The sequence below is a fragment of the Arhodomonas sp. AD133 genome (assembly GCF_051195215.1).
Lineage (GTDB): Bacteria > Pseudomonadota > Gammaproteobacteria > Nitrococcales > Nitrococcaceae > Arhodomonas.
The window spans coordinates 17,223-37,425 of sequence record NZ_JBNAZM010000022.1 but is presented as its reverse complement, the minus strand read 5'-3'; the positions used below and the strand labels follow the sequence as shown (position 1 = coordinate 37,425).

Sequence of the window (20,203 nt, the reverse complement as noted above, 5' to 3'; positions counted from 1 at the left end):
GCCCGGGGAACCGGGAAGGATCCGGCGGCCCGGGGAGACGTCACTGAATAACGGACGGGAAACACGATGCGAGAGGTCATCATTGCCGGAGGCGGCGCGGGCGGCGCCGATCTCGCCGCCAGACTCGCCGACCAGGGCGATCTGCGGGTTACGCTCGTCGACAGGCATCCGACGCATCTATGGAAACCGCTGTACCACCAGGTGGCCGCGGGCACACTGGATTCGTTTCAGGACGAGCTGCCGTATAACGCACTCGCCCGGCGCCATGGCTTCCGCTTCACACTCGGTGCGGTAACCGGCCTCGACGCAGCGCAGCGCCACCTGCAAGTCGCCGCGGTCAACGATCACCGCGGTCGAGAAGTTCTACCCGCCCGCCGCCTCGAATACGATTACCTCGTACTCGCCCTCGGCAGTGCCCTCGAGGATTTCGGTACCCCGGGCGTTGCCGAGCACGCCATGACGCTGGAGAGCCGCGAAGACGCCGAGGATCTTCACAACAGCCTGCTCGCGACCCTCGGACGGACAGCGTACGGAGCGGGCACGCCGGCGCGGATCACCATCGTCGGCGGTGGCGCCACGGGCGTCGAGCTCGCCGCCGAGATCTGCCACGCCGCCGAGGTGGCGCGGGCCTACGGCCTGGACCTCCCCGGCCAGGGCGTCGAGATCAGCCTGATCGAGCGTGCGCCGCGTCTGCTACCACCGCTGCCAGACCATATCGCGGAGAACGCCGCGCGCGTGCTGGACCGGCTTGGAGTCCGGCTGCTTTTCGGCGTCGGCGTGGCCGAGGTGGACGCCACCCAGGTGCGCCTCGACGACGGCCGCGAGCTGCGCTCGGACCTCACCGTATGGGCTGCCGGCGTACGCGGTCCGGCCGTCGCCCGAACCTTCACGGACCTGGACATCTGCGAGCGCGATCGAATCCGGGTGGACGGGCACCTGCGCGCACGGGGGCAGGACCGGATCTTCGCCATCGGTGACTGCGCCCACAACGAGGGCGGCAAGGACGGCGCCGTCGTGCCGCCACGGGCCCAGGCCGCCCGGCAACAGGCGGAATACCTCGCCACTGCGCTCCCCACGCTCATCGGCGGCCGTCCGCAGGAACCGTTCCAGTACGAGGACATGGGATCGCTCGTCTCGCTCGCCCGTTACGACGCCCTCGGCCGCATCATCGGCCCGGCCACGGGCATGAGCCTGAGCTTGAGCGGGCTGGCTGCCAAAGCGGCATACCGCATGCTCTACCGTGCCCATCAGAGGGCATTGCTGGGGCTGCCCCGCACCCTGGCCATGATGCTGAGCGACTGGCTCCGGCGTACGGGGTCAGCGAAGGTGAAACTGCATTAGTGCCCCGAATGGACGCCACCCGCGCCGCCATGCTCCATGGCCGGCGCGGCCACGGCTTCAACGGACCGCTCCAGGATATAGGCATCCGGCATATCGGCCCAGGTGACGATCTCGCCGCCGTGCTCGTCGACGAACGCCAGCGCGGCCTGACGCCGCGAGAACGGCACGGCTTCCAACGCCCCCATGCCGCCACGTCGGTCGCTGTCGATGACGTACACGGCCTCCCGGGCGGGCACCCAATGCTGTGGCGAATCCCAGCCCGCCGCCTCGGCCATGTCGGTGACATAGATGGCCGCGATATCGTTCGGCTCCTCGGGGGAAAGCGTAAAGGCGATAGCATCGCGCACCTGGGAGAACCAGAGCGCGGATGCCCGGGAGCGCAGGTGGATCTGGGCCTTGGGACCGCGATGGTCCACCAGGATCATGCGCCCGTAGTAGGTGATCGCCTCCCGCGTCGGTGTCACCGCCTCCGGCCGCTCATTACCGTCACCACCGCCCTGGCAGCCACCGATGAGCATGGCGACAGTGCATACAAGTACTGTTCGGGTAACGAAACGCATCAGAGCTCCTTAGCGCTGAACACTAGCCAGGCCGCACCGAGCGGCGCGGCGATCCAGGCCACGAGGGCCGACAACGGCAACCACACCGACACACCCTGGCCGGCGGAGCCGAGACCGGCGAACGTTTGCACCTCCGGCAGCCCCATGAGGTTGAACAGCCGATAGGCGTCGGCGGGATTGAGGAGCAAGAGGACCGGCACGGCACTGGCAATCCAGCCCTGACCTGCCGTGGTCGTCAGCAGGCCGAGTAGCGCCATGTCGTAGAGCACGACGAATGCCAGCCAGACGACGACGGCGAGCCCGGCAGCCGTGCTTCGCTCGCGTACGAGCGTGCTGAGCAGATAGCCAATGGCCACGAATACCCAACCGAGAAGCACCGAAGACCCCACCAGCGCAAAGAACGCCCACACACCGGCGGCCGACACCGGCGCTGTGACCGCGATGGCGACGCCTGCGAGGCCGAAGCCCACGATGGTGGCGAACGCGAGAATCGCCCCGTGCCCGAGACACTTGCCCGCAAGGACCTGCCAGCGGCTGACCGGATAGGCGAGCAGCAGCAGCAACGTGCCATTCTCGACTTCACCCACGATGGCGTCGTAGGCGAGCATGAGCGCAATGAGCGGCAGCAGGTAAATCGACAGCGACGACAGGGAGACCACGCTGACGGCGAGCCCGCCGGCATCCACTTCCCCCTGGGGCGCGCTGCCGAGGAACGCGAGCACCAGCGCGAGCACGGCGAGAATACTCGTGGCGGCCACCACCCAGCGGTTGCGTAGTCCGGCGCGGATCTCCCGGGCGGCGATGGAGGCGATGACCCTCATTGGCGGGCGCCCTCCCCTGCGCTGTAGTGAGCGTACACCGCTTCCAGGCTCGGGGGGTGAATCTGGAGATCACGAACCAGGCCATCCTCGAGCCGGGTCAGGCCGCGTACGGCATCCAGCTTGTCTTCGACGCGCACCGCGATGTCGATGCCGCCGGCGTGATCAGCGAGGAGGTGCCCACCGCTTGCCTCGACCGCGTCGTCGATACGCGCCGGGTCGATGTCCACGCGGATGCGCACCGGCAGCCCGGCCTGCCGGCACAGCTCGGGTAGCGTATTGCTCGCGAGCAGGCGTCCGCCGCTCATGATGGCAATGCGGTCGGTTCGCATCTCGAGCTCCGTGAGCACATGGGACGAGACGATGACCGTCGTTCCCGCGCGCTGCAGCTCGCCGACAATGGCGTAGAAACTCTGCCGTAGCACAGGATCGAGGCCAGTAGTGGGCTCGTCGAGGAGCAGCAGCCGGGGCTCGCCCAGGAGTGCCTGGGCGAGCCCCAGCCGCTGGCGCATGCCCTTGGAATAGGTACGAACGCGTTTGTCCGCGGCATCGTCGAGGCCGACACGCTCCAGCAACGGTCCGACTTCGCCGGCGGCGCGGCGCTTCAGACGCGCGAACCACCGCAACACCTCACGCCCGGTCATGGCACCGGCGAAGACGACATTTTCCGGCAGGAAACCGATACGGCTGCGCTGCGCAACCGCGGCGGCGCGACCCGGGACCGTACCGAGCACATGGACGCTCCCGGCACTGGGGCCCGTAAGGCCGAGCAGTATCTTCATCAGCGTGGTTTTCCCGGCACCGTTGTGCCCGAGCAGGGCGAGCAGCTCCCCTGCAGGCACGCTCAGATCAATACCGGCAAGGGCGTGAAAGTGGCCATAGTGCTTCTCCAGCCCGGCGATCTCCACGACCGGCGCATTCATCCGTTCACCTCCGCGCGCACGTTCTCCGGCAGCGCCGGCGGGTGCATCAATGGCGCCGGGTCGACGATGCCGCCCGGGCGGATCGCCGGAAATGCCGACTGCGCCCAGCGCAACAGCTGCACGGCGGGACTCGCCAGCAGCAGCTTCGCCTGGGGCGCGCGCCACATGACCTGATCCACCAGGCCATTCGGCTGGTACGCCCGGTCGGCGATACCGTCGCCATCGAGATCGAAGGCGGTGTGATCACTCCAGTAATTGCCCCGTCCGCCGTGAGCCCAGCGCAGATCGCGCGTGCCCACGTACTTCACCTGGGTGCGGTTGCCGATAAAGGCGTTGTCCGCGAGCAGGTTATCCTGCGAGCCGGCTGTGAAGTGGACGCCAATACCACAGCCCTGGAACCGGTTGCCACGGAATTCGTTGAAGTTGGCGTTGTAGATGAACACGCACTTGTTGCCGCCATCGACCACGGCATTGCCGGTGATCTCGCTGTGGTTGGTGTAATTGAGCATCAACCCGTGGTCGCGATCGCCGCGGGAGACGTTGCCACGCACCTTGATCCGGCTCGAATACATGATCGCGTAGCCAGCGTGATTGCCGACGGAGACGTTGTCGCGAACCGTGCTGTCGTTGGTGTACATGTAGTGGACGCCGAAGCGCAGGTCCTCGAAACGATTACCCGAGAACACATTGCGCTTGCTGGTGGTGGTGAATATGCCGTCGCGGCCGAAGCGGAAGCGGTTGTCGACGATGCGCGTCCCGGGCGCATTCCACAGGTACACGCCATTGCCGCGCTCGTTCATGCGCAGATCCCGGCGCCCGATAATGGTATTGCCGCGAACGAGACTGTCCGGAGCTCCCTCCACGTGCACGCCGAAGAGGTTGCCCTCGATCCGGTTGCCCTCGACAAGCGCCCCGCGCGCGGCCTGCTCCAGGACGATCCCCGCGTCCATGTCCCGCAGGCTCACACCGGAACCTCGTATGGTCAGCCCTCGGATGACCACATCCGGCGCACTCACGGTGATGACGCTATGCTCGCCGTCGCCCTCGACGACCGCACCGGGCTCACCGGTAAGCGTCAGGGGATGATCGATAGTCACCGGCCCGCTGTAGGTGCCCGGCGAAAGCTCCACCACCGCCCCCGGCTCGCTGGCGGCGATCTGCGCCGCCAGCGTCCGCGCATGCAGCTCGCCGACGGCCGCCAGCAAGCCGCAGACGCCGGCCAGGGCGAGCATCATCGCTCGCCCTGGCCGATCCCGTGCCGGTCGCTCGGGCACCGGCTTACGCCTCCCTCGGCTCGACCAGCATCCGGCCACGCATCTCCATATGCAGCGCGTGGCAGAACCACTGGCAGTAATACCAGTAGACCCCGGGCCGGTCGGCAGTGAAGGTCATCGACGCCGTGGCCTGGGGCGCCACCTCCATCGCCACACCGTAGTTCTCCAGCGTGAAGCCGTGGGTGAGATCCTCCACGGTATCCATGTTGGTGATCACCACCGTGACCTCATCGCCCTGCTTGACGCGGAACTCACTCATGCTGAACTTCGGTGCGATGGAGAACATGTAGACGCGCACCTGGTTGCCATCGCGCACCACGGTGTTCGCCCCCATCGGATTGACCCCGTCACGTTCGGCCATCTTCAGCGTCTCCGCGAACATGGGGTCGTTGCGATCCCAGCTCGCCCGCGGGCTGATGAGATCCGAGCGGACGATGATGATGTCATGCGGCTCCGAGAACGTCGGGCCGTCATGGACGAGCTTCATCTCGTCGCCGGAGATATCGATGAGCTGATCATTTTCCGGCTTGAGCGGCCCCACGTTGAGGAAGCGGTCCTTGGAGAACTTGTTCAGCGACACCAACCACTGGCCATCGGCGTCCAGGGTCTCCCCCATGGAGGTGTGGTTGTGCCCGGGCTGGTAGTGGACGTCGAGCTTCTGAGCTATGACTTCGACATCCTCGCCGTTGTACGCCCGGATTGCCTTGTCGATGTTCCACTTGGCGATCTGGCTGTCGATGAACAACGTCGTATAGGCGTTGCCGCGGCCATCGAAGGCGGTATGCAGTGGGCCGAGGCCGAGCTCGGGTTCCGCCACGACCACCCCGCGGGGCTCGATGTCGCCCTTGAACGCCTTCTCGAACCGGGTGACATCCAGCACCGAAACAGTGGGCGAGAGCTTGCCGTTGACCGCGACGTGGCGCTTGTCCGGCGCGGTATTGATGCCGTGAGGGCCCTTGGAGATGGGCACGTAGAGGGTATACGGCGAGCCATGACGGCCATCGATCACCGGCACGCCGGCAATGGTCTCCACGTCGCCGTTGGCCACCGCCTGCTCGATGCGCTCGAGGTTGAAGACCACCACCCAGTCCTGCTCCTCGGCAGTCATCTCCTCCAGGGTCACGCCGGCCTCGGCGTTGTAGCACGTGGAAAAGGCGTACTTGCCCTGGTAGTCGCAATCGGTGTTATCCAGGTTGCCGTCGACGATCACCTGCCAGGCGACCTCCATCTTGTCACCGTCGACGGCGGTGAAGATCGCGTGGTACTTGCTCGGGTCGTCGAGATCGCGGCCGTCGTTGGGCACGGGCACCCTGTGCTCGCCATTGACGAACACATACCCGGTACGCGGCGCTTTCTGCGGGCGCATACCGTGCATCGCGGTGGCGTTGGGGACCTCGATGATCTTGTCGCACTTCATCACGTCACAGCGAATACGCGCCATGCGGCGGTTCGCCTTGTCCTGGATGAACAGATAACGCCCGTCATAGCTGCCGTCGGTGAACGACATGTGCGGATGGTGCGCATCACCGTTGAGCCAGATGCCGTTACGGCTTTCGCCATGCTTGTCCAGGTATGCACGGGTCTCATCGGTGAGGCCCTCGCGCAGGATCCGCAGGCTCTCGTTGGTGCTCCCCCAGCCGGTGGCGGAGCAGCGGTTGAACACGGGGATGCGCACCAGCTCGCGCATGGAAGGGATCCCGTAGATGCGTACCTCGCCCGACTGACCACTGGAATAGAAACCGTAGTAATCATCGAGCTGGCCGGGCTCGACGACGGCCTTGCCGCTGCCGGCGGCGTGGGCGGTGCCCGGCTGCAACGCCCAGCCCGCCCCCAGGCCACCAGCGACGCCGGTCAGCCCCGCCATGGTCGCCAGTTTGGTGGACCCGCCGAGAAACTCGCGCCGGCTCACGCCCGCCTTGCGTTTATCGTCGCTCATCAGTGCATCTCCTTAGTTGGATTTTTCCTGTCTGGATGACCTGGGATCGCCCCAGCTCACTGTCTTCACCGCCCCGTCGGGAGATGACGTCTGCGGCACGGCCGCGGTCTCCCCCGGGGTCGTGTTCTTGCTACGGCGCCCCAGTGCCCGGCGGCGTTCGCGTTTGAGTCGCCGGGTGACGTTGTGCGGGCAGCGTTGGTTGCAGAAATACAGCTCCTGGCAGTGCAGGCAGGAGATGCACTCGTTGACGTTGATGTGTCCCTCGGGGTGAATCGACTGCACGGGGCACTCCCGGGCACAGCGGTGGCACTGCGTACCGCACTCCGGCCAACGCTTGAGCCACTCAAACATGCGCAGCCGAGCGGGTATCGCCAGTGCTGCCCCGAGCGGGCAGAGGTAGCGGCAGAAGAATCGCTCGATGAACAACCCCACGGCGAGCAGCGTCAGGGCGTAGATCACGTACGGCCACTCCCGGGCGAAGTTGAGAATGATGGCCGTCTTGAACGGTTCCACCTCGGCGAGGCGCTCGGCGAGCGCCAGGTCGTAGAGGGAAAGACCGAAGAGGAACAGGAAAATGATGTACTTGATCGGCCACAGGCGTTCGTGCAGACCGAAAGGTACGCGGAACTGCCTGACGCCGAACCGTCGCGCGATGTGATTGGTCAGCTCCTGCAACGCACCGAACGGGCACAGCCACCCACAGAACGCGCCGCGGGCCCAGAACAGCAGGGAGGCGGCCACACCCGCCCAGAGCACGAACACCAGCGGATCCATGAGAAAGTACGACCAGCTGAATTCCGTGAGCACGGCATTGGTGAGGGTGAAGACGTTGACCACCGACAGCTGCGCGTTTGCCCACCAGCCGAGCCAGACGAGGACGAACGTCAGAATGCCGTAGCGCACGCCCTTGAGCAGGCGCGGACGCCGCGTAAACCAGGTCTGAAAGAAGAACACGGCGGTGAGCACGAGCAACAGCGCCGCAAGCAGTCCCAGGCTGACCGCCTTGCCCTGCCAGGCGCGTTTCCACAGCTTGGAACCCGGCCCCGCGGATCCCTGCACGCTGGCGCTATCGCCGGGGGTGGCACGAGCCGGCGCCGGCAACGGCGTGAGGTATGTCCGCGGTAGCTCGTAGGGCAGCTCGAAACGCGCGAAGACCTTGGACAACGGCCCCGTGGCACGCTGCACCAGCAGCGTCAGCGACCACGGCTCGGCCGGGTCGAAGGCAACCGATGTCGGTATCGCGAAAACGCTTACTTCCGCGAGATCCGGAGCACCCTCGGCGGCGACGCGGCTCATGCGCTTGTGCTGATAGTCATGGAAGCGCACGGTCCCGTCGCCATGGACGAGCTCGATGCGGTCGAAAATCCCGCCACGGACGTAGCCCGATCCCTTGAACGAATACCGACCCTGCCCGGCGACCAGTACCGCATGCTGCCCCGGTTCCAGGCGCTCGCGCAGGTTGCGCCACTCGTTCTCGCCGAGCAGCGACCGCCCGATGCTCGGCACGCTCACCAACGCGGTGTAGAGCTCGATGAAGGTCGCCTCCGCCGGCTCACGCTGACGACGGCGCCCCGCCTCGGGGTGACCGAGCTCGGTGAACGCCTGATTGACGTCCCCCACGGACAGGCGCGTTTCCGAGACCGACCCCTCTTCCAGTAGCGTCGACCAGTCCTTGACCTCCGGCGAACGGTCCATATCCACGGACCGTTTCGGCGTATCCGCCCCGACGGGCATCGGCTCCAGATCGCCAAGGCCCAACTGCTTTGCCGCCTGGTGGGCCGCCCAGGTGAGGCTGTCCTCCATTACCAGCACGGTCACCGTCGCCCCGGAGACCATGTCCACGGGCGAGTCGGTCTCGGTGCCGGCGGTCGCATCGAACCCGATGAACTGATCCAGAAAATCCCTGACACGCTGTTCCGGAATGCCGATCAGCACGATGGGCTCGTGGTGCTCGACGAGCTCGGCACCACGCACGATGCCGGCGCTATCGATACCGATGACGATCTCGATGGGCTTGCTGGAATAGCCGATGGCGCGCGCGTAGTCGGTATTGAGCAGGGCATAGCCGACGCGCTCGCCGCCCTGATAGACGGGCGCCGCGGCGGGATCGCTCTGGACCTCGCCGAAACGGTCGGCGCCGGGAATCAGCTCGGCGGGCTCGAGCCCGGCGAGATACCCGCCCAGATCCTTCCCCCAGACCTGCCCGGAAAACGCCAGCAACACGATCGCCACAACCAGCGCGAGGGTGCGGACACCGGACGACCTGATGGAAGCTGTACACATAGGCAGGTGCATCCTCGCATTGCGCATGACATGTCCGCGGCACGCTCACGCGGCCGGACCGGTGCGCCTGCAAGGCCGTGAAGGCCTCTCCCAGGCGGCGACGCCACCTTACTAAAGGCCCCCATCTCAGCCTTTTGATGCAGATCAAGTACTGGTTATATGCACCGACGATGCGCAACAGGGGTATGGTGAGCAGGTAACGAGGAATCCAAAGCCGTGCCAGGAATCGGAGTGCGACCAATGCCCCGAGACGCCATATACGACTTCACCACACTGCCCGCGGTGGCCAACGCCGACGACCTGTTCCGGCTCGCCGCTGCCATGGAAGCCGAAGCAGCACGTCGATACGCCGAACTGGCTGCGCGCATGGCGGACGCCGGCCATCCCGAGCTAGCGGCGCTGTTTCGTCGTATCGAGGAACAAGAGCGTGAGCACGAGGCGACGGTCGCGCAGTGGGCGTCGGCAAGCGGCCATGAGGTCGCGAGCCTGCCGGATTTCCAGTGGCAATCCCCCGAGTCGATTTCCGAGGAGGAAATCGCCGAGGCTGGAGGGGAATCACTCATGACACCGGTCAGCGCCCTTGACCTGGCGGTTCACAACGAAGAACGCGCATTTTCGTACTACGTGCACATCGCCACGGAGGCCGTCGACCCGGAAGTTCGTGAATATGCCGAGGGCATGGCGGAGGAAGAGCTGGGGCACGTAGCGCTATTACGTCTGCAGCGGCGCCGGGCGAACCATGCCCAACGCGAGCAGGAGGGGGCGCCGGTCTTCTTCAGTGATGTCCCCTCGCTCAGGCGGTACGCAAAGGCCCAGGAGGCTACAGCGCACCGACGCGTACGCCGCGCCGCCGATATGTGTCGCGCGAGCGGCGCACCCGAGGTCGCCCGCCGCCTCGCCGCGCTGTGCAGCGACGCAGGCGATACCGATGCGGCGACACCGCATGCGTCGGACGGCCAGACACCGCTCGAGCTCGTGGACGATGCCCTGCGCCATACCGAAGCGCTGTATGAGACCTACCTGCGAACCGCCGAACAGGCCTTCAATGAAGCGCTCGTCGAAGCGGCCCAGCAGTGGGCCGATCACGTGCTCAAGCGGCTAGCACGCTTGAACGACTGTCGCGCTATGGTCCTGTCAGCCGACGGTGGTGAGGAATGAACAGCGGTGCTCTGCCACATACGACGAAGGCCTACCGATACCGGCAGGCCTTCACGAGACATTGGCCTTCAAGACGCAGCCAGACGCACTGGCTGCTCCCCACCGCTCAGCCGCCGTTGGCAGGCAGTGACGAGAAGTAGGCAGCCAAATCCTGGATGTCCTGGTCGGAGAGACCGCCCACCATCGGGTACATCACGGCACTCTGTCCGCCCGAGCGCTCCTTGTTCTTGTACGCCTTGATGGCACTCACCAGATACTGCTCGTTCTGGCCCGCCAGATTGGGATAGATCGGGGCCGTGGCGATGCCGTTCTGGCCATGGCAGCTCGCGCATGCGGCAGCCTTGCCCTTGCCGGCCTCCGCATCGCCGGCGGCATTCGCCCCGGTCGCAACCACCAATGCACCTACTAGAGCAATCAATTTCTTCATTGTACGAACCTGCGCGCAGTTCAAAGCTAGAAGGAGTATTCAGTTTACTTCATTTACCGCACGCAGCAAGCCCTTACTAATTTTCTCAGAGGTATTGTCATGCGCCAATTCCGTCGCAGCGGAGCAATCCGCGCCACGGCGCCCCCACCGTGGCGCGCAGCGGGTATTAGCGCCAGCGATCGAACGCGTGGGCCAGCAGGCCTGCGCCGGTGACTTTCAGCGCGGCCCCCAGCAGGAAAGGTGTCAACCCAACGGCCACGGCCTTGCCCGCATCGCCGAGCACCACGGCGAGCCAGCTCACGCCGAAGAGGTAGACCACGATATTCGCGATCAACGCCGCCGCCACTGCGGTCACCGGATTACGCAGCCAGCCGCGATGAGCGAGCTGGCCGGCGGTCCAGGCGGCCGCGGCAAAACCGATCAGGTAGCCCCCGGTGGGCCCGGCAATATAGGCGGGACCGCCGCCATGGGCGAATACCGGCAACCCCGCGAGCCCCTCGGCAATGTACGTGAGCACCGTGGCCAGCCCCAGCGCAGGTCCGTAGATCAGCCCCAGGGTCAGCACGACGAAGGTCTGCATGTTCAGCGGCACCGGCCAGAACGGAATCTCCACCCGGGTAGCCAGCGCGAGCAGCGCGCTGCCGACCAGCACCGAAACCACCGAGCCGAGCACGCGCTCCCGCGCGCCGACTTCCTCACGACCGAGCCATGCTCCTAACGTCATGCGATTTGCCTCCTGCCGAAATTGTATCCGTCGTGGGCGACCGCCTTGACGTCAAGTCGCCCTACCCGCGCCAGACGGCTCAGCGGGCAGAGGCAGCCGCTCACTCTCACCTTTTGGCGTATTCTTCACGCGAAACAGCCGCAACCCGGTACGGGTTACGGCCATGGAGTCTGCCACACGCCGTCAACCGTGTCAGCGTCAAGCGGGTTGACGGTCGCGTTCCTCGCGCAGTTGCAGGAGCTGGGCGGCCACCGAGATCCCGATCTCGGCAGGGCGCTTGCCACCGACCCCTGGCAGGCCGATGGGAATGACCAGTCGCTCGATCGCTTCGGGTGCCAGCCCCCGGTCCCGGAGCTGGCTGCGAAAACGGCCGCGCTTGGTCTTCGAACCGATCGTACCGATGAAAGCGAAACGACCGGCGGTCAACGCCGCAGCCACGATCTCGAGATCGATCTCGTGACTGTGGGTCATGGCAATGACGTAGGCACCGTCAGGCAGCCGGGCGACCTGCTCTTCCGGCCGATCAGCGACGATGCGCGAAGCCACCGCCGGGATTTGCTCCGGAAAGACTTCCGCGCGGGAATCCACCCAGTGCACCCGGCAGGGCACGTCGGCAAGCGCCTTGACCAGCGCCTGACCCACGTGCCCGGCCCCGAAGAGCCCGATCTGGAACGCCGCCGGCCACACCGGCTCGAACAGAAGCGACATGCGTCCGCCGCAGGCCTGGTCAATGGCGTCGTTGAGCACGAACTCCTCGAGCAGCGGCCCACTCGTCCGGTCCGGGCCAGCGGCGAGCAGCTCGCGGGCGCGCTCCTGGGCGATGTGCTCCACGGTGCCGCCGCCCAAAGTGCCGGAGGCACTCTCGCGCGAGACGATCATCTTCGCGCCCGCCTCCCGGGGTGAGGAGCCCTCGATGCCCACCAGCGTCACCAGCACACAGGCACGGTCGCGCTGGTGGTAATCGGCGAGCTCCTCGATCCAGTGGCTCATTCGGCGACCTCCGCCACCGACTCGGAGGCGGGCTGACTGGTGGCCTTGCGAACTTCCTGTATGGCCATCAACACCGCCTCCGGCGTCGCCGGCGCGTGAAGCGGCGCGGCCACCCGATAATCGCCCACAGCGGCGACGGCGTCCTTCAACGCATGCAACACGGACATACCGAGCATCAGCGGCGGCTCGCCCACGGCCTTGGACCGGTGGATGGCCTCCTCCACGTTCTCACCGCGCTCGTAGATCTCGGCGCGGAAATCCGCCGGCAGATCGCTGCAGGCCGGGATCTTGTAGGTGGATGGTGCGTGGGTCATCAGCCGGCCCTTGTCGTTCCACCACAGCTCCTCGGTGGTGAGCCAGCCCACGCCCTGGATGAAGCCGCCCTCGATCTGGCCCATGTCGATGGCCTGGTTCAGCGAGCGGCCCACGTCGTGGAGAATGTCCACGCGGGTGGTGCGGTACTCGCCGGTGAGCGTGTCCACCAGCACCTCGGAGCAGGCCGCACCATAAGCGAAGTAGTAGAACGGCCGCCCGCGGCCATCCTCGGCGATTTCGAGCTTGGGCGTGGCGTAGAAGCCGGCCGCCGAAAGCTGGATGCGATTGAAGTAGGCGAGCTTGACGATATCGGCGAAGCTGCCGAGTGCCCGGTCGCCCGCGTACACGTGGTTACCGCGGAATTCGATCTTGGTCTCCGACGAAACCTCGAAATGATCGCGGATGAGCGGCAGGATGCGGTCGACGATCTTGCTCGCCGCGTTGTAGGCCGCGGCGCCGTTGAGGTCGGAACCGGAGGACGCCGCCGTTGGCGAGGTGTTCGGCACCTTGCCGGTGTGGGTGGCGGTAATGCGCACCCGCTCGAAGTCGATGCCGAAGACGTCGGCGACGATCTGGGCGACCTTGGTGTTGAGGCCCTGGCCCATCTCCGTGCCGCCGTGGTTGAGCTGCACGGTGCCATCCTGGTAGACGAGCACCAGCGCGCCGGCCTGGTTCAAGTGCTTGGCGGTGAATGAAATGCCGAACTTCACCGGCGTGATGGCCAGCCCCTTCTTGAGCCACCGGCTGTGCGCGTTGTAGTGGCTCACCGCCTCGCGGCGCCGGGCATACTCGGCGCTCTCCTCGAGCTGGGGCACCAACTCGTGGAGGATGTTGTCCTCCACGGTCATACCGTAGGGCGTCACGTTGCGCTCGCCGACGCCGTAGAAGTTGATCCTGCGGATCGCCAGCGGATCCTTGCCCAGGGCCCGGGCGATCTCCTCGATGATGTGCTCCATGCCCACCATGCCCTGGGGACCGCCGAAGCCTCGGAAAGCGGTGTTGGAGACGGTATGTGTCCGGCAACGCCTGGAGGTGATGGTGACGTTATCGAGGTAGTAGGCGTTGTCGGCGTGGTACATCGCCCGGTCCGCCACCGAGTGCGAGAGATCCGGCGCATAGCCGCAGCGCGCTGCCTGCATGATCTCGATGCCGGTGATACGGCCGTCGTCGTCGAAGCCGACGTCATAGTCGATGAGGAAATCGTGACGCTTGCCGGTCATGGTCATATCGTCGTCACGATCCAGGCGGTACTTCACCGGCCGGCCGGTACGCTTGGCGAGCAGCGCGGCGATCACCGCGATCTGCGCCCCCTGGGTCTCCTTGCCGCCGAAGGCGCCGCCCATGCGCCGTGTCTCGACAGTCACTGCGTGGTCGGATAGCCCCAGGACCTTGGCCACCAAATGCTGCACTTCCGAGGGATGCTGGGTCGAGCTGTAGACGAGCATGTCGCCGTCTTCCTGGGGCACGGCCATGGCCACCTGGCCCTCCAGGTAAAAATGCTCCTGGCCGCCCACGTGAGTGCGTCCCTGCAAGCGGTGGGGGGCACTCGCGAGCGCCTTGGCGGAGTCGCCGCGCTCCCAGGTCTTCGGCGGCAGGATATAGGCGTCTTGCTCCAGCGCCTGCTCGATGCTGAGGATCGCGTCGAGGTCCTCGTAATCCACCTCGGCGCGCATCGCCGCCCGCCGGGCGGCCTCGATGCTGTCGCCGGCGACGGCGAACAGCGGCTGGCCGTAGAACAGTACTTCGCCGTCGGCGAAGACCTGGTCACCGGGGAATACCGGGCCGATGTCGTTGGTGGTCTCGCGCACGTCGTCAGGGGTCACCACCGCGGCGACGCCGGAGGCGGTGCGCACCTCGCTCACGTCGAGACGGGTGATCCGCGCATGGGCACGCTCGGCAAGCCGCGCGTAGACGTGCAGCAGATCCCGGGGCTCGGGAATGTCGTCCACGTAAATGGCCTCGCCGCTGACGTGCTTGTGGGCGCTGTCGTGCCGCTGGGGCGTGTGGACGCTTCCTTGGATCTTCGGCGTGAAAATGCTCATGCCTCAGCCTCCTCGGCGAGCACCCGGGTCGCCTCCCCGGGCTGAGTGGTCTCGATGTAGAACTTCCGCAGCAGCTGCGCGGTCACCAGCCGCCGGTACTCCTGGCTCGCACGCATGTCGGTGAGGGGCGTGAACTCGGCGGTGAGCGCGGCTTCGCCCTTCTGCACCGTCTCCTCGTTCCAGCGCTGGCCGGTGAGCTCGGCCTCCGTATGGCGTGCGCGCCTGGGCGTTGCGGCGACACCGCCGAAACCGGTACGTGCCTCCACCACGCGACCGTCGGCGATGCGCACCTTGAACGCCGCACACACTGCGGAGATATCCTGATCGAAACGCTTGGAGATCTTGTAGCAGCGGAAATGCTCGTTGTCGGCGAGTGCCGGCACCTTGATGCGCTCCACGAACTCGCCCGGGCCCCGGTCCTGCTTACCGTAATCGATGAAGTAGTCCTCCAGCGGCAGCTCGCGCTGGCCGTCCGGACCGCGCAGCACCAGCCGTGCGCCCAGGGCGATAAGCACCGGCATGGAATCGCCGATGGGCGAGCCGTTGGCGATATTCCCGCCCAGGGTGCCGGAATTGCGGATCTGCACCGACGCAAAGCGGCGCATCAGCTCGCCGAAATCCGGGAAATAACGCTCCAACGTGGCATAGGCCTCGCTGTGGGTGACCGCAGCACCGATCTCCACGCCGTCGGAGCGCTCCTCGATGCCATGAAGCTCTGCTACATCACCCACGTAGACGACGGTATCGAGATCGCGATGCTGCTTGGTGACCCACAACCCCACATCGGTACCGCCGGCAAGCAGAGTCGCCTGGGGATGGTCGGCAAGCACGGCCGCCAGACCCGCGGCATTCACCGGTGCGAAATAACGGCGGCCGTCGTGCTCCAGGGCCAGGGTGTCGTCACGACGCATGGCGCTCAGGCGCTCGGCGGTCTCGGCCGCACGGGCGCGCGTGTGGTCTTCCCACGCGTAGTCGTACATGGCCATGGCCGCGTCAACGATGGGCCGATAGCCGGTACAACGGCAGAGGTTACCGGCGAGCACGTCGTTGACCCGCTGCCGCGTGGGCCGGTCCTCGGTGAGATACAACGCGAACAGCGACATCACGAACCCCGGTGTGCAGAAGCCGCACTGCGAGCCGTGATAGTCCACCATCGCCTGCTGCACCGGATGCAGCGCGCCATCGTCGCGCTGCAAGTGCTCCACGGTCAGCAACTGGCAACCGTCGAGAGTGGGAACGAACAGGATGCAGGCGTTGACCGCGCGGTAGCGCATGCCGCCCCGCCCGTCCGGCGCTCCGATAACGACCGTGCAGGCGCCGCAGTCGCCTTCCGCGCACCCCTCCTTCGTGCCGTTGGCGCGCGCGTCGGTGCGCAGCCACTGCAGCACGGTTTGCGTCGGGTCCACGTCGCGCAGCTCGCGCGCCTCGTGGCCCAGCAGGAAGCGGACCGAAGACGTCATTGCTCTCCTCCAGTGATCAGGCCGGTGTATGCATTGCGATCCCTGGCCTGTGTAGCATCAGAATAGAACCGTTTTGTATACATTCCAACCTCTACCCCTATAGCCCATGCGCGGTGCCGAGTCCCCCACCCGGCCTTGCGCCTATGCCGCGGCATTGGTCGCGGTGGCCGTCATCACGCGGGAACGCGCACCACTCACCTTATTGACGACATTATTATATTTTTATTGTCGACAATATAACGGCTTAAAGTGCGGTCAACAAGCCGGGCGTGACGCGTGCCCGCGCGACGGGTACATTGTGATCAGCAGCCATTCACTCACCACGACCGAACAGCTCAGCCTTACCGTGAAAGACATAGCGCTAGCCGCCGTCCAAGGGCAGGGAGTTCCCCGCAAGGGGCGCGCCGAGGACCGCATCTACGACTCCATCCGGCACGCGGTGCTCACGCAGAAGCTGCCGCCGGGCTCGCGCCTGCCCGAACTCACCCTGAGCGAGATCTTCGGCGTAAGCCGCTCGGTGGTGCGCCGTGCGCTGGTGCGCCTCGCCGGCGATCACATCATCCTCATGCGACGCAACCAGATCGCGGTCGTCGCCAAGCCCGGACCGGAGGAAACCGCGCAGATCTTCGAGGCGCGCCGGCACGTGGAGGGGGAGGTGATGCGCCAGGTCGCCGGCAGCCTCGACGAGGCAGCCCGCCGGGAAATCGCGGAGCTGGTGGACGCCGAGCATGCCGCTCACGAGCAGGGCGCCCACGAGGACCGCATACACCTGTCGCTGCGCTTCCACGAGCGCCTCGCCGACTTGTGCCCCAACCAGGTGCTGGGCCGCATCCTCCAGGAGCTCATCCTGCGCACTTCCATCACGGTGGCCCTGTACAAGGTGCCGGGCATGAGCGCCTGCTACCGCGCCGAGGATCACCGCGGCATCGCCGACGCCGTGCTCGCCGGCGACGGCGAGCGCGCCGCCCGCATCGCCTGCGAGCACCTGGACCACCTCGAGGAGCGCCTCACCCTCGCCGAACGCGCCCAACAGGTGGACCTGGCGAGCATCCTCGGGGGATAAAAAAACGGCGCACACCCCCAGGCGTACGCCGTTTCTCACTGCGGAATCGAACCCCTCGCTCAGCCGGTGGTCACCAGCAGCAGGATGGACAGCGCGCCGGCGATCCACATGGCCGGCTTGATGTCGCCCAGCTTGCCCAGGCAGAGCTTGATGGCGATGAACGCGAGGAAGCCGAAGGCGATGCCCAGGGTTATCGAGTAAGTAAAGGGCATCAGCACCACGGTGATGAATGCCGGCACGGCGATCTCGTAATCCGACCAGTCGATGCGGCGGATCGGCTCCATCATGAACGTCCCCACCATGATCAGCACCGGCGCGGTGGCGATGGCCGGCACCAGCGAGAGCAGCGGCGAGAGGAACAGGAACGGCAGGAACAGCAGCGCCACGACCACGGCCACCAGCCCGGTGCGCCCGCCCTGGGCGACACCGGCACCGGACTCGATGAACGTCTGACCGGCGCCCGTGCCCAACGGTGCGGCGAGCGCCGAGGCGAGCGCATCGACGAACATGGACTGGCGGATGTTGTGGGGGTTGCCATTTTCGTCCTTCAGGTTGGCCGCCTCACACACGCCCATGAAGGTGGACATGGCATCGAAAAAGTTCGTGAACAGGAACACGAAGATGAACGGCCAGTAGACATAGTTCAGCGCCTCGAGAATTTCGAGCCTCATGATGCCGCCGAAATCCGGCGCGGCCACCAGCCCCTGCCAGTTGACCACAGCCTCGTCACTACCCCACAGGCGGCCGATGGGCGTGGCCGCGAGCGTCGTGAGCACGATGCCGAGCACCAGGGCGCCGCTGGCGCGGCGGGCCACGAGTACTCCGGTAATCGCCAGCCCCACCAGGAAAGTAATGACGGTGGCGTCCAGCGAGGCCATGCTGACCACGGTAGCCGGATTGGAGACCACGAAACCGGCGTTCTTGAAACCGATCAGCGTGATGAACAGCCCAATGCCGCTGGTGATGGCAAAGCGCATGGATTCCGGGATCGCGTCGACGACATGCTTGCGCACGTTGAACAGCGCGAGCACCGCGAACAGAACGCCGGACCAGAACACGCAGCCCAGTGCCACCTCCCAGGGAATGCCGGCACCTTCCACCAGCGTATAGGTGAACAGCGCGCTCATGCCGAGACCGGGCGCGACGAGGAACGGGTTACGGGCGTACAGCCCCATGGCGAGGCTGCCCAGGAAGCTGATCAGCACGGTGGCCGTCAGGGCTTGAGAGAACGGGATTCCCGCCTGGTTGAGCACCGACGGATTGACCACGATGATGTACATCCCGGCGAGAAACGTGGCCAACCCCGCCAGGATCTCGGTACGTACGCTCGAGCCGTGTCGGCTGATCCCGAAAAGTCGCTCCAGCACCCCGCCGCGGACCTCCCCTGCCTCAAGGCCGGCGTCGGCGACGGCATCGGCGACCGAACTCGCGTTTCGACTCATACTCTCCCTCTCCTCCTCACAAAGAGGCTTCTCACTCGCTAGTGCTTTCAGGCAATCAAGGGCAATTCAGGCCCGGTCGGACTGGCTGTAGCGGCAGGCCCCCTGCAGCCAGGTGGACTTCACACAGCGGTCGTCGCCCAGGGTGAACAGTGCGAACAGTTGTTCTTCGACGCTTTCGGTATGGGCGTGGCGCCGTGCCATCAGTGGTGTCGCTGTCGGGTCGAGCACGACGAAGTCGGCCTCGTTGCCCTCACGGAAACTGCCAATGCGATCAGCCACGGCCAGGGCCTCGGCGCCGGCCAACGTGGCGAGATACAGAAGCCGTGCCGGCGACAGCGCGGTTCCCTGGAGCTGGGCGACCTTGTAGGCCTCGGCCACCGTGCGAATCATGCTGAAGCTGGTGCCCGCGCCCACATCCGTGGCCAGTCCGACCTTCACGCCGTCGCTGCGCGCGGTGGCGTAGTCGAACAGACCGCTGCCGAGAAACAGGTTCGAGGTAGGACAGAACCCGGCAACGGCGCCGGTTTCGGCCATACGCCGACGGTCCCGCTCGTCGAGGTAGATGCAGTGCGCGTACAGCGCCCGCTCGCGCACCAGCCCGTAGCAGTCGTAGACGTCCAGATAGCTGCGGCTCCAGGGAAAGAGCTCGCTCACCCACGCGACCTCGGCGCGGTTTTCGGCGACGTGCGTATGCACGTAGGTGTCCGGGTAGGCGGTGGCCAGCTCGCCGACACGCTCGAGCTGCGCCTCGCTGGAGGTGGGGGCGAAGCGCGGGGTGATCGCGTAGCTCAGCCGGTCCACGCCGTGCCAGCGCTCGATGAGCTCTCGCGAGTCGCGATAGCCACTCTCGGCGGTATCACGCAGGTACTCCGGCGCGTTGCGGTCCATTAGGACCTTGCCCGCCGCCAGCCGCATGCCCAGCCCGCGTGCCGCCTGGAACAGCGCCTCCACGGATTCGGGGTGAACGGTGCCGAGCACCAGCGCGGAGGTAGTGCCGTTGCGCAACAGCTCGTCGAGGAAGAACCCGGCGGTGTCAGCGGCCACGGCAGCGTCGCCGAACCGGCCCTCGGTAGGAAACGTGTAGCGTTCCAGCCAGGCGAGAAGCTGTTCGCCGTAGCTGGCGATCATATCCGTCTGCGGATAGTGGATATGGACGTCCACGAAGCCCGGGACAACGAGCTGCCCCCGGCAATCGGTCACGGACACTTCGGCGCCGACCGTGGCGAGCACATCCTCGGCGGGGCCGACGCGGGCCACGCGGCCGCCCTCGATCAGGAGCACGCCGTCATCGAACACCTCCAGCGCGTTGCGATCATCGCCCTCGCCGGGGTCATGCAGACAATGAACGATGCGCCCACGCACGGCGTGCAGGCCCTGGGCATCACTCATGAAACCTCTCCTCCGCAGTGTGGACCGATGGTTGCGCCCACAAATTGTGCACACTTAC

Annotated in this window: 16 protein-coding genes; 3 read left to right on the top strand and 13 right to left on the bottom strand. The window is 66.0% G+C overall.

The window, feature by feature from the left end:
• Positions 1–66 precede the first annotated feature (66 nt).
• Complete coding sequence (locus ACPEES_RS13295; protein WP_435103988.1) at positions 67–1,341, top strand: NAD(P)/FAD-dependent oxidoreductase; 1,275 nt, start codon at positions 67–69, stop codon at positions 1,339–1,341.
• Here the strand turns inward: ACPEES_RS13295 and ACPEES_RS13290 are convergent.
• From ACPEES_RS13290 to ACPEES_RS13265, 6 genes are read right to left on the bottom strand one after another with little or no spacing between them, the layout of a single operon-like run.
• Positions 1,338–1,901 (bottom strand): nitrous oxide reductase accessory protein NosL, encoded by a 564-nt coding sequence (locus ACPEES_RS13290; protein ID WP_435103987.1) that lies wholly within the window; start codon positions 1,899–1,901, stop codon positions 1,338–1,340. The genes ACPEES_RS13295 and ACPEES_RS13290 overlap by 4 nt on opposite strands.
• Complete coding sequence (locus ACPEES_RS13285) at positions 1,901–2,722, bottom strand: ABC transporter permease subunit (RefSeq protein ID WP_435103986.1); 822 nt, start codon at positions 2,720–2,722, stop codon at positions 1,901–1,903. Before ACPEES_RS13285 ends, ACPEES_RS13290 begins: the two co-directional genes overlap by 1 nt.
• The gene (locus ACPEES_RS13280) at positions 2,719–3,642 is read right to left on the bottom strand and encodes an ABC transporter ATP-binding protein (protein ID WP_435103984.1); all 924 of its coding nucleotides are present in this window, start codon (positions 3,640–3,642) and stop codon (positions 2,719–2,721) included. Before ACPEES_RS13280 ends, ACPEES_RS13285 begins: the two co-directional genes overlap by 4 nt.
• The gene (locus tag ACPEES_RS13275) at positions 3,639–4,916 is read right to left on the bottom strand and encodes a nitrous oxide reductase family maturation protein NosD (protein ID WP_435103982.1); all 1,278 of its coding nucleotides are present in this window, start codon (positions 4,914–4,916) and stop codon (positions 3,639–3,641) included. The genes ACPEES_RS13280 and ACPEES_RS13275 overlap by 4 nt, the downstream gene beginning before the upstream one ends.
• Positions 4,917–4,920: 4 nt before the next feature.
• Positions 4,921–6,852, bottom strand: coding sequence for a TAT-dependent nitrous-oxide reductase (gene nosZ / locus ACPEES_RS13270; RefSeq protein ID WP_435103981.1), 1,932 nt, complete (start codon positions 6,850–6,852; stop codon positions 4,921–4,923).
• A 12-nt stretch (positions 6,853–6,864) separates the two neighbouring features.
• Positions 6,865–9,135, bottom strand: coding sequence for a 4Fe-4S binding protein (locus tag ACPEES_RS13265; RefSeq protein ID WP_435103980.1), 2,271 nt, complete (start codon positions 9,133–9,135; stop codon positions 6,865–6,867).
• Positions 9,136–9,375: 240 nt separating this feature from the next.
• Between ACPEES_RS13265 and ACPEES_RS13260 the strand changes: the two genes are divergently transcribed.
• The gene (locus ACPEES_RS13260) at positions 9,376–10,293 is read left to right on the top strand and encodes a ferritin family protein (protein ID WP_435103978.1); all 918 of its coding nucleotides are present in this window, start codon (positions 9,376–9,378) and stop codon (positions 10,291–10,293) included.
• Between the two features lie 106 nt (positions 10,294–10,399).
• On the opposite strand, the gene ACPEES_RS13255 is transcribed toward ACPEES_RS13260, so the two are convergent.
• From ACPEES_RS13255 to xdhA, 5 genes are all read right to left on the bottom strand, one after another.
• On the bottom strand, positions 10,400–10,720 hold the full coding sequence (locus ACPEES_RS13255) for a c-type cytochrome (RefSeq protein ID WP_435103977.1): 321 nt from the start codon (positions 10,718–10,720) through the stop codon (positions 10,400–10,402).
• Between the two features lie 166 nt (positions 10,721–10,886).
• Positions 10,887–11,444: a biotin transporter BioY gene (locus tag ACPEES_RS13250; protein WP_435103976.1), complete on the bottom strand. Its 558-nt coding sequence runs from the start codon at positions 11,442–11,444 to the stop codon at positions 10,887–10,889.
• A 198-nt stretch (positions 11,445–11,642) separates the two neighbouring features.
• Complete coding sequence (gene xdhC / locus ACPEES_RS13245) at positions 11,643–12,434, bottom strand: xanthine dehydrogenase accessory protein XdhC (protein ID WP_435103975.1); 792 nt, start codon at positions 12,432–12,434, stop codon at positions 11,643–11,645.
• Positions 12,431–14,791, bottom strand: a complete 2,361-nt coding sequence (gene xdhB / locus ACPEES_RS13240; RefSeq protein WP_435103974.1) for a xanthine dehydrogenase molybdopterin binding subunit — start codon at positions 14,789–14,791, stop codon at positions 12,431–12,433. The genes xdhC and xdhB overlap by 4 nt, the downstream gene beginning before the upstream one ends.
• Entirely contained in the window at positions 14,788–16,251 is a 1,464-nt protein-coding gene (gene xdhA / locus ACPEES_RS13235; protein WP_435103973.1) for a xanthine dehydrogenase small subunit, read from the bottom strand. Before xdhA ends, xdhB begins: the two co-directional genes overlap by 4 nt.
• 298 nt (positions 16,252–16,549) lie before the next feature.
• Between xdhA and ACPEES_RS13230 the strand changes: the two genes are divergently transcribed.
• Positions 16,550–17,314 (top strand): GntR family transcriptional regulator, encoded by a 765-nt coding sequence (locus tag ACPEES_RS13230; protein WP_435103972.1) that lies wholly within the window; start codon positions 16,550–16,552, stop codon positions 17,312–17,314.
• 59 nt (positions 17,315–17,373) lie between these two features.
• Here the strand turns inward: ACPEES_RS13230 and ACPEES_RS13225 are convergent, their stop codons facing one another.
• Together ACPEES_RS13225 and guaD are read right to left on the bottom strand one after the other, a co-directional pair.
• On the bottom strand, positions 17,374–18,756 hold the full coding sequence (locus ACPEES_RS13225) for an NCS2 family permease (protein WP_435103971.1): 1,383 nt from the start codon (positions 18,754–18,756) through the stop codon (positions 17,374–17,376).
• A gap of 66 nt (positions 18,757–18,822) precedes the next feature.
• Positions 18,823–20,145 carry a guanine deaminase gene (gene guaD / locus ACPEES_RS13220; protein WP_435103970.1) on the bottom strand — a complete coding sequence of 441 codons (1,323 nt, stop codon included), beginning with the start codon at positions 20,143–20,145 and terminating at the stop codon, positions 18,823–18,825.
• Positions 20,146–20,203 lie beyond the last annotated feature (58 nt).

Excerpts from the sequence above, each read along its gene's own strand:
- ACPEES_RS13265 (WP_435103980.1), bottom strand. The coding sequence starts at position 9,135 with ATGTGTACAGCTTCCATCAGGTCGTCCGGTGTCCGCACCCTCGCGCTG.
- ACPEES_RS13225 (WP_435103971.1), bottom strand. The coding sequence starts at position 18,756 with ATGAGTCGAAACGCGAGTTCGGTCGCCGATGCCGTCGCCGACGCCGGC.
- guaD (WP_435103970.1), bottom strand. The coding sequence starts at position 20,145 with ATGAGTGATGCCCAGGGCCTGCACGCCGTGCGTGGGCGCATCGTTCAT.
- ACPEES_RS13285 (WP_435103986.1), bottom strand. The coding sequence starts at position 2,722 with ATGAGGGTCATCGCCTCCATCGCCGCCCGGGAGATCCGCGCCGGACTA.
- xdhC (WP_435103975.1), bottom strand. The coding sequence starts at position 12,434 with ATGAGCCACTGGATCGAGGAGCTCGCCGATTACCACCAGCGCGACCGT.
- ACPEES_RS13260 (WP_435103978.1), top strand. The coding sequence starts at position 9,376 with ATGCCCCGAGACGCCATATACGACTTCACCACACTGCCCGCGGTGGCC.
- ACPEES_RS13290 (WP_435103987.1), bottom strand. The coding sequence starts at position 1,901 with ATGCGTTTCGTTACCCGAACAGTACTTGTATGCACTGTCGCCATGCTC.
- ACPEES_RS13295 (WP_435103988.1), top strand. The coding sequence starts at position 67 with ATGCGAGAGGTCATCATTGCCGGAGGCGGCGCGGGCGGCGCCGATCTC.
- xdhA (WP_435103973.1), bottom strand. The coding sequence starts at position 16,251 with ATGACGTCTTCGGTCCGCTTCCTGCTGGGCCACGAGGCGCGCGAGCTG.
- ACPEES_RS13255 (WP_435103977.1), bottom strand. The coding sequence starts at position 10,720 with ATGAAGAAATTGATTGCTCTAGTAGGTGCATTGGTGGTTGCGACCGGG.
- nosZ (WP_435103981.1), bottom strand. The coding sequence starts at position 6,852 with ATGAGCGACGATAAACGCAAGGCGGGCGTGAGCCGGCGCGAGTTTCTC.
- ACPEES_RS13280 (WP_435103984.1), bottom strand. The coding sequence starts at position 3,642 with ATGAATGCGCCGGTCGTGGAGATCGCCGGGCTGGAGAAGCACTATGGC.
- xdhB (WP_435103974.1), bottom strand. The coding sequence starts at position 14,791 with ATGAGCATTTTCACGCCGAAGATCCAAGGAAGCGTCCACACGCCCCAG.
- ACPEES_RS13250 (WP_435103976.1), bottom strand. The coding sequence starts at position 11,444 with ATGACGTTAGGAGCATGGCTCGGTCGTGAGGAAGTCGGCGCGCGGGAG.